The 7,751-nt window shown below is 33.6% G+C and carries 6 protein-coding genes; 2 read left to right on the top strand and 4 right to left on the bottom strand.

Going from position 1 to position 7,751, the window contains the following annotated elements; translation table 11 throughout:
* Nucleotides 1-151: 151 nt before the first annotated feature.
* Both AP058_RS16620 and AP058_RS16850 read left to right on the top strand, forming a co-directional pair.
* Entirely contained in the window at nt 152-415 is a 264-nt protein-coding gene (locus AP058_RS16620) for an integrase core domain-containing protein (protein WP_082706577.1), read from the top strand.
* Entirely contained in the window at nt 412-534 is a 123-nt protein-coding gene (locus tag AP058_RS16850; protein ID WP_231739524.1) for an IS3 family transposase, read from the top strand. The genes AP058_RS16620 and AP058_RS16850 overlap by 4 nt, the downstream gene beginning before the upstream one ends.
* A gap of 157 nt (nt 535-691) precedes the next feature.
* Here AP058_RS16850 and AP058_RS04655 read toward each other — a convergent pair whose 3' ends face one another.
* The 4 genes from AP058_RS04655 to AP058_RS04640 are packed head-to-tail and all read right to left on the bottom strand — an operon-like array spanning nt 692 to nt 7,384.
* Nucleotides 692-1,771 (bottom strand): hypothetical protein, encoded by a 1,080-nt coding sequence (locus tag AP058_RS04655; protein ID WP_157492609.1) that lies wholly within the window; start codon nt 1,769-1,771, stop codon nt 692-694.
* Between the two features lie 40 nt (nt 1,772-1,811).
* Nucleotides 1,812-2,456: a fasciclin domain-containing protein gene (locus AP058_RS04650; RefSeq protein ID WP_066307321.1), complete on the bottom strand. Its 645-nt coding sequence runs from the start codon at nt 2,454-2,456 to the stop codon at nt 1,812-1,814.
* 21 nt (nt 2,457-2,477) lie between these two features.
* Nucleotides 2,478-4,046 (bottom strand): RagB/SusD family nutrient uptake outer membrane protein, encoded by a 1,569-nt coding sequence (locus AP058_RS04645; RefSeq protein ID WP_066307320.1) that lies wholly within the window; start codon nt 4,044-4,046, stop codon nt 2,478-2,480.
* An 11-nt stretch (nt 4,047-4,057) separates the two neighbouring features.
* On the bottom strand, nt 4,058-7,384 hold the full coding sequence (locus AP058_RS04640) for a SusC/RagA family TonB-linked outer membrane protein (protein WP_082706576.1): 3,327 nt from the start codon (nt 7,382-7,384) through the stop codon (nt 4,058-4,060).
* Nucleotides 7,385-7,751: the final 367 nt, after the last annotated feature.

The raw sequence follows: 7,751 nt of genomic DNA, 5'->3' as shown, positions 1-7,751 counted from the left end.
TGTATTAAATAGAGAGTTTATTGTAAAAGTGCCTTCAAAAGTTTGGGTTTCGGATATTACTTATATCCAAACTAAAGAGGGGTTTGTATACCTGACCACTATTATGGATTTATAGGACAGAAAAATTATTGGTTGGAGTTGAAGTGACGCAATGAATACAGAAGAAACTACGCTTGGAGCTTGGAAAATGGTGATTAAAAACCGAGATGTCGATGAAGGTTTTATTTTTCATTCTGACAGAGGTGTCCAATATGCCAGTAAAAAGTTTGTAAATGTTCTTGATTCCTATAAAAAAATAACCCGCAGTATGAGTCGTAAAGGAAATTGCTGGGATAATGCTGTGGCGGAAAGCTTCTTCAAATCTTTGAAAACGGAATTGATTTATGGGAAAAAACTGATTTCTAAAGAACAATGAAACTGGAAATATTTGAATACATTGAAATTTGGTACAACAGAAAAAGGAGACACTCTGCTTTGAATTATGCAACTATTGAAGAATTTAACAATCAAATTAATTACAAAAATGTAGCTTAACTTATACTGCAGGTTTTATTTGCATATCCACTTCTTTGTTTTAATTCAATCTAGTTATGTTTTTAAAGGTCTCTTCTAAAAAAAATAGAGATATTGCTTCTAAGTATAAAAAAAAGAGAAGACTGAAAAACAACAATCTTCTCTTTAAAAACAACAACTATTTTTTAATTGTGTATGGAATTTTCATTTTTATTTCCCAAGTTCCTGAATCATTAATTTTTACTCCCCATCTTATGTAAGCTCTGTTACGTATCTGTCCTGTTGCAGGATCTACATAAGCATCCCAGTTTTTTGGACCATTATCAGCTTCATAAGCTACTTTATCAACTGTGAATGCGTTATCAGTCGTCAAGTAATACATTAAATATGCATCAACACCACCATAGTTTCTGGCATATTGAGGAAATGGAGGAGCTGGAAGTCCAAACGTGCTCCCTTCCGCATCAGTAACGACTCCTATACTATTGTCATGATAATTTTGCATATATTTTGCTCCATCAGGAAAGAAAAGAATTTTAGAAGGATCCAAAGCAGCACCATAGCTGTCAGCTATAATCATTTTTACTTTGACCGCCTGTTTAGGCTCATCACTGATTTTTGTAATTGTTATGTAACGATCTGTGCCATCTAATATATTGGGTACTTTCGGATCAAAATCATTCAAAACCATATGCGTATATCCGATATCCCAAACACCATCTCCTTTTCCTAATTGTAATCTTGATCTCATTTCAGTTGGAAATTCGACCTGTTTAAAAGGGCCTAAATTAATGTGTGTAAATTTATCCAATTGGTGTTCTCCACGAACATTTTTAACATTGACGTTAATGTCAAAATCATCATTGACAACCATTCTTGTTGCTTGTGTAAATGCAAATTGCCCACTAACTGGATTCATCAAAATGGATGGTTGTTTAGTCAATTCTAATTTTTTCATAGCCAACTCCAATGTAGTGTCGGTATTTGGATCAAATGGTTTTAGCCAAGTTAATATTTCATGCTCTTCTTGTAGCTCATTAGTCACATTTCCCTCTTTATCTGTAATGCTTGTGATTTTCCACTCCATCGGGTAGGTAGAGCCTTCTGTTGCTGGAGGCGGTGAGGTTAAAAACACTCCACGAGGAACTACTATATTGTCTTGTAATGAATGTATATTATCACTAATATAACCCACTTCGGGCTGTTCACATGATGATATAAATACAGCTATCATTAAAAAATAGATTATCTTTTTCATATTTATTAGTTGTTATTTTAATGTTGGTTTCATTTTCAATTTATGGTATTGGAATATAATTTGAGAAGATATGATTTCCCTGAAGTACGTGAATAATACCATTAGTAGATATTAAATTAGAAGTCCTAACGACCGTTTTTTTATCATCAACGATAGCATCTGTAGGATCCCAATCAGTTCCTATTTTGAAGGTGTAATAAACATATTCTGGGAAATTATCTAATTGACCAGTATATTGTTCGACAGGTTCAAGTGATAAAAGTCTCTCTTCACCGTTGTAAGCAACATAGATTTTTCCGGTTTTAACTAATTTATTACGATCCAAGGACTCTTTAAAAATATAACCACCAATCATTACTTTTAATTCGGCTTCACTGATGTCATTTATAGTGAAATTTGCCGTTGGATCTATTTTTCGTTTTTGAGTTAGTATTGCATTGACATAATTTTTGATTGATAAATTATTGGGAGCGAATAGAGTAGTTGATTGGGCATTTACTACTTCGATCATTTTTGCTCTATCAATTAAGATTGCCAAAGTATCTAACTGCTTATTTGATTTTAAAAAATCATAGGTACTCATTTTTAAATTCGGATCGGCAGTACCTCCATCAACGAGATAATCGTCGCTCGAACAGGAGTATAAACCAAATAAGGTAAGTATTAATAATATTGTATTTTTCATGATTTTTATTTTTTTAATGAATTATAATTTTCCTTTCCAAAACTCTGTTTGAAGAATGGCTGGATTTATAGATATATTTGAAGGGGCAACTGGCCAAAAATAACCTTGCTTAGCATTTCTGGCAGGATTAGCCCAGTTTACTCCAGTAAAATAATTCATCCTGATTCTATCAAAACCCGATTGACCTTCGCCAACTAATTCAATCGCGCGCTCATTAAAAATAGTTTTGTTTAATGACTCTCTATCCGTAAGGCCAGTGTAATTAGGAACATTTGCTTTACTTCGGATAATATTGATATCTGCCACTGCTTCTAACGCTTTGTTTAGTTTCATATTTGCTTCGGCTCTAAGTAGATAGATGTCTGCCAATCTGAAAATTAAAATATTAGATTCTGAGAAATTTGCGTAGGAATCAGTTGCGTTAGCATCTTTTGTTCGTTGCGAATATTTCGTAAGATAGGATACATCTGAGTAATTATAATCTGAGAAAAATAGATCTTTACGCACATCATCATCTCTATCACTATCCGAATCCATCATTTCAGAACCGTAAAAATCAGGGTCAATGTAAGGCGACGGATTGGTATTTGGTGTTTTAAAAACGGGATAGTTTAGCGTTAAGCCGGTATGCGTATTATCAGCTGATGATATTCTAAAAGATTCATCTACATCCGAACTAATATTAATTTCGAAAAGACCTGTTCTAGATTGTCCACTGCACATCTTTTCAAAATCATCATTTGAAGCTGCACCAGTAACAGGGTCATAAACAATATTAGTAGCATAATCAATAAGAGAAGCATTGCTATTATTTATAACAGCAGTTGCCGCTGCAATAGCCTCTGCAATCATTTGCGGATTATCATTGTCTCTACTGGCATACCATAAGGCAATATGTGCTTTTAGTGCTTCAGCACTTCCTTTATTGGCTTGAATTGCCCATCTAGGATCTCCTGGAGAAGAGTATTGCAATAGACTTATTGATTTGTTGGCTGCTTCTAATGCAAAATCTAACACTTTTTTCTCATTTTCTCTTGGTAGAGCTACAATATAACCATCTTTAATCAACTGATCTGAAGATTCAATTACATCAGTCACAATTGGTACATCCCCCCATATGCGTGCCATATAGAAATAAGATAAAGACCTGATAAATGCCGCTTCTCCAATAATTCTGTTCTTTTCGGCTATCGATTTAAATTTTGTGTCAGGCATGTCGCTAACATGTTTTTCAATTGCAAGAGCCCAATTAGCAGCTCTATAAAAGCCTCTCCAGTTTTGCGTATTATCTCTGTATGCTAAGACATAATTACCGCTACCTTCAATGTAATCCGTAATCCAACTGCGGCTATTCATAAAAGTCATACCTGTAAATTCTCCCCAATACAAGAAAGCACTATTGTCAATTAATGTATTTTTTAATAGTCCATAACAGCCAGCAACAGCAGATTCTGCATTAGGTTGTGATACCCAAAAATTATCTGGAGTGGCAATACTTAAAGGATCTTGGTCAAGTATATCGGTACAACTTGTTACACTGTATAAACTTAAAAACACAGCAATAACTTTAATTTTTATATATTTTTTCATGCTTTATCTATTTAAAATTTAATATCTAATCCAAAAGAAAATGTTTTTGCTTGTGGATATCCATTTCCGTAAGTATATCCATGTTCGTCTACGAGAGTAGCATCGGCTACTGTTTTAGAACGTTGCCATTGATATACATTTAAAACGGAACCGTAAATACGAACACGAGATAAATTTAATTTTTCCAAAATAGGACCTTTATCGAAGGTATATCCGAAGGAAGCATTTGAAATCTTCCAGAAATCACCACTTTCAATCCATAAAGACTGACCATCTCTAAATCTATAGTAAGAAGGTAATCCTGTTGTAGATGGGTATAATGCTGGAAAACGTACTCCTGCAGCACCATCTCCAGGTTGTTGCCAAAAGCTTAATTTACTTAAATCAGCAAGTCCACGCTCTGCCCATGATGTTCCTCCTCTATCGTAACTATCCATATAATTTTGTAGTACGGAATTTAAAATATCAGACCCAAATGAGAATTGGCTGTAGGCTTGTAAATACCATCCTTTGTATTTAACGTTAATGTTTAAAGAACCTATAACATCAGGAGTTGGCTTAAATTTTGTATCCAATACATTATCATTAATTCCTCCAACATCCGATAACATGTAGTCACCATTATAATCTTTCCAGATTGGGAAACCTGGTGCTATTGTAGCCCATGCACCATGCGCTTTAAGCGGCTGGCCAGTATATGGGTTAGTTGGTAATTGACTCAAGTCGTCTAATATGTACTCATTCCTAAATAATACAGGAAGATTAAGAGGCATACCCACAACATATCCAAATCCTCTATAATTACTATCTACTCCATAGTAATCTTTGTTCCCGTTAGGAAGTTTAGTTACATAATTTTTATTTTGGCTAAAACCAGTAGTTAACTCAAGATTGAAATCATTTGTTCTTGGAAAAAGATGCCATTTAATCATGGTTTCCCATCCGTAATTCATCACACCAGCAACATTGGCTTTAGCGCTGTTGTATCCTGAGTATGCAGGAAAAAGAACGTCAAAAAATAATTTTTCGGTTTTTTTGTTGTAAGCATCAAAAGTTACATTTACTCTGTTGTTAAACAAATCCAAATCAACTCCCAAATTCCATTGCTTAGAATTTTCCCATGAAAGTTTAGAATTTCCGATAGCATTGTAATTAGGTACAACTCCTGTTACCCCTCCATAAGAAGAAACGTTCATCGTATTTGACCAGAATGGATTTCCTCCATAGCCCAAATTATACGAACCATATCTTAAAAAGTTTGCATCAAATTGCTTTCCATTTACACCGTAACTAGCTCTAAACTTACCATAATTTATTATATCAGATATATATTCTTTAATTAATGGCTCCTCAGAAAATATCCAACCGACAGATATTGATGGAAATTTTGCCCAACGTACATCTCTACCAAATCGAGAAGATCCATCAATGCTATAACTTCCGTCAATCATATAGCGTTCTTTATATCTATAGCCGAAGCGTCCAAAATAAGATAATAAAGCGTTAGACTCTATGGTTGTATATCCATTGATTTGATTTTGTGTATAGCGATCGTTTATAACTTGAATAGCATCACTTCCAAAACCTTGTGCAGAAATACCTATATCTTCATATTTATTGTAATCAGTTTTAGTTCCCAAAATTCCTGTAAAGGTATGATCACTTACAGTTTTATAATAACTTAAATATACATCAGAGGATAGATTCTTGCGGGTGTATAAAGCATAACTTGCGAAACCATCTCCTTCTTCACGAAGTATTGAAGGCTCATAAAAGTTTTTCTTCTCGGTACTATAAACAAAATTAAATTGAGTATTAAAAGTAAGTCCGTCAATTACGTTAAATCTAGAAAAGTTCGATAATGTAGTTTGTATAATCTCATCCGTATTAAGTTTTTCGCTTAATTGACCTTTAATAGACTGTTTTTTAGTATCGGAAATATAAAATAATGATGAATTTAAATTTGCAGGATCCGCAGGTAAGGTAGAATTAAAGTTAAAGTTACCACCATAAGGATTTCCTTGACCTGTCTTGTTGTCTGTTAAAGTCGCATTTATGCGAAGTTGATTTTCAAAACTTTTCCCTACTTTAGAATTTAGATTACTAGCAAAGGTATAACGCGTGAAGCCTGAATTTTGCACCACTCCTTCAGCATTATCATATCCTAATGAAACTCTATAGTTAGAAGTTTCAGATCCTCCTCTAACGCTTAAGTTATATTTTTGAACGACAGCTGGTCTGTAAAATAATCCTTGATAGTCTACATTATTATTAAATGCAGGATTTAAACTATCAGAGACAACCATTGGCACTTCACTTCCTTGTGCATATTGTGGTTTCCACCATTTGTCAATCATGCCTATTTTTGCATTTCTTTCTGCGGAACCTACTAACATAGGAACTAATTGTGGAACTGGCGAAAAACCTGTATTCATAGAGAAATTAAACTCTGGTTTATCTAAAGCAGTTCCTTTTTTAGTTGTGATAATAATTACTCCGTTGGCACCTCTAGAACCATAAATTGCAGCAGCCGAGGCATCTTTTAGTATATCAATACTTTCAATGTCATTGGGATTCAGAGAGGCTAAAAAATCGGTGTTAGAAGTGTTATAGCCTGCCAAATCCTCTAGAGAGGTCTGTACTCCGTCAATCACGTATAATGGATTACTATATCCTGTGCCATCTACGCTTCCTGACATATTTGAATTACCACGAATAACTACAGAACTTCGTCCACCAGGCGCTCCACTCTGCGTAGGAGTTTGAACACCTGTTGATAAACTTCCAATTAAAGAAGACACACTTATCACGGGTATAGATTCTAGTTGTTTACTGCTGATTGTAGCAATAGCAGCATTCACATTTTTTTTATTAGCTTTCTGATAACCAATAACTACAATATCATTTAATTCATTCTGCGCTGATTGAAGACCTATTTTGAGCACTTTATTATTACCAACTAGTACCTCTTTTGTATCATATCCGACAAAAGAAACTTGTAAAACATCAGTATCTTTTGCTTCAATAGAAAAATTACCATCGGAATCAGTAGATACACTGTTTTTTGTTCCTTTAACTGTAACAGTCGCTCCAGGTAAAGTTTCTCCTAATTCACCAGTTACTTTTCCGGTAATTATATTTTGTACTGAGTTCGTTTTAATAATAGCTACTTTAATAGTAGCGCTTTTATAGTTTAGATAAAAGCCTTCGTTGTTTGCAAAAGCTGATATATTAAATAAGAGAATATAAAAGAATCCAGACCCTTTAAGCATCCAAGGAACTAATCTGTTTTTAGTTTTAAACATTTTAAACTCTAACGAGTGTGGTTTTTGTTTCATAAAATTGGTTTATTGTTAGTTACTAGTATTGTTATTTAATAGTGATGTGAACCTCTATCTTCGCTAAAATGGCTACTACTTTCAAAGTGTTCTTCTTTTAAAAAATTCGAGACCGTAAGAATGTTTTTTATTGGTATTTAGTTATGTGTGTATGTTTTTAGCGATGAGTTATTTAGCTTAATTTGTAGCTAAGTAAGCAAGATTAATTAACATAAATTACACATGTAAATTCGTATTGTTTGACGAAACTATATATTTATATTTTATAAACCAAGAAAAATTAACGAAAATGTGCTCGAACACATTGAATTTGTGTTTTCGAGCACATTTGGATAGTTAAAATCTTAATTTTGTAATTTTGTAACAG

This window comes from Flavobacterium sp. TAB 87 (genome assembly GCF_001529295.1).
Taxonomy (GTDB): Bacteria; Bacteroidota; Bacteroidia; order Flavobacteriales; family Flavobacteriaceae; genus Flavobacterium.
The sequence above is the reverse complement of the archived record's forward strand: the minus strand, read 5'-3'. Positions and strand labels throughout refer to the sequence as shown.

Bases quoted from the DNA above. Each gene is read 5' to 3' on its own strand.
- AP058_RS16620 (WP_082706577.1), top strand. From the start codon at position 152: ATGAATACAGAAGAAACTACGCTTGGAGCTTGGAAAATGGTGATTAAA.
- AP058_RS16850 (WP_231739524.1), top strand. From the start codon at position 412: ATGAAACTGGAAATATTTGAATACATTGAAATTTGGTACAACAGAAAA.
- AP058_RS04655 (WP_157492609.1), bottom strand. From the start codon at position 1,771: ATGAAAAAGATAATCTATTTTTTAATGATAGCTGTATTTATATCATCA.
- AP058_RS04650 (WP_066307321.1), bottom strand. From the start codon at position 2,456: ATGAAAAATACAATATTATTAATACTTACCTTATTTGGTTTATACTCC.
- AP058_RS04645 (WP_066307320.1), bottom strand. From the start codon at position 4,046: ATGAAAAAATATATAAAAATTAAAGTTATTGCTGTGTTTTTAAGTTTA.
- AP058_RS04640 (WP_082706576.1), bottom strand. From the start codon at position 7,384: ATGAAACAAAAACCACACTCGTTAGAGTTTAAAATGTTTAAAACTAAA.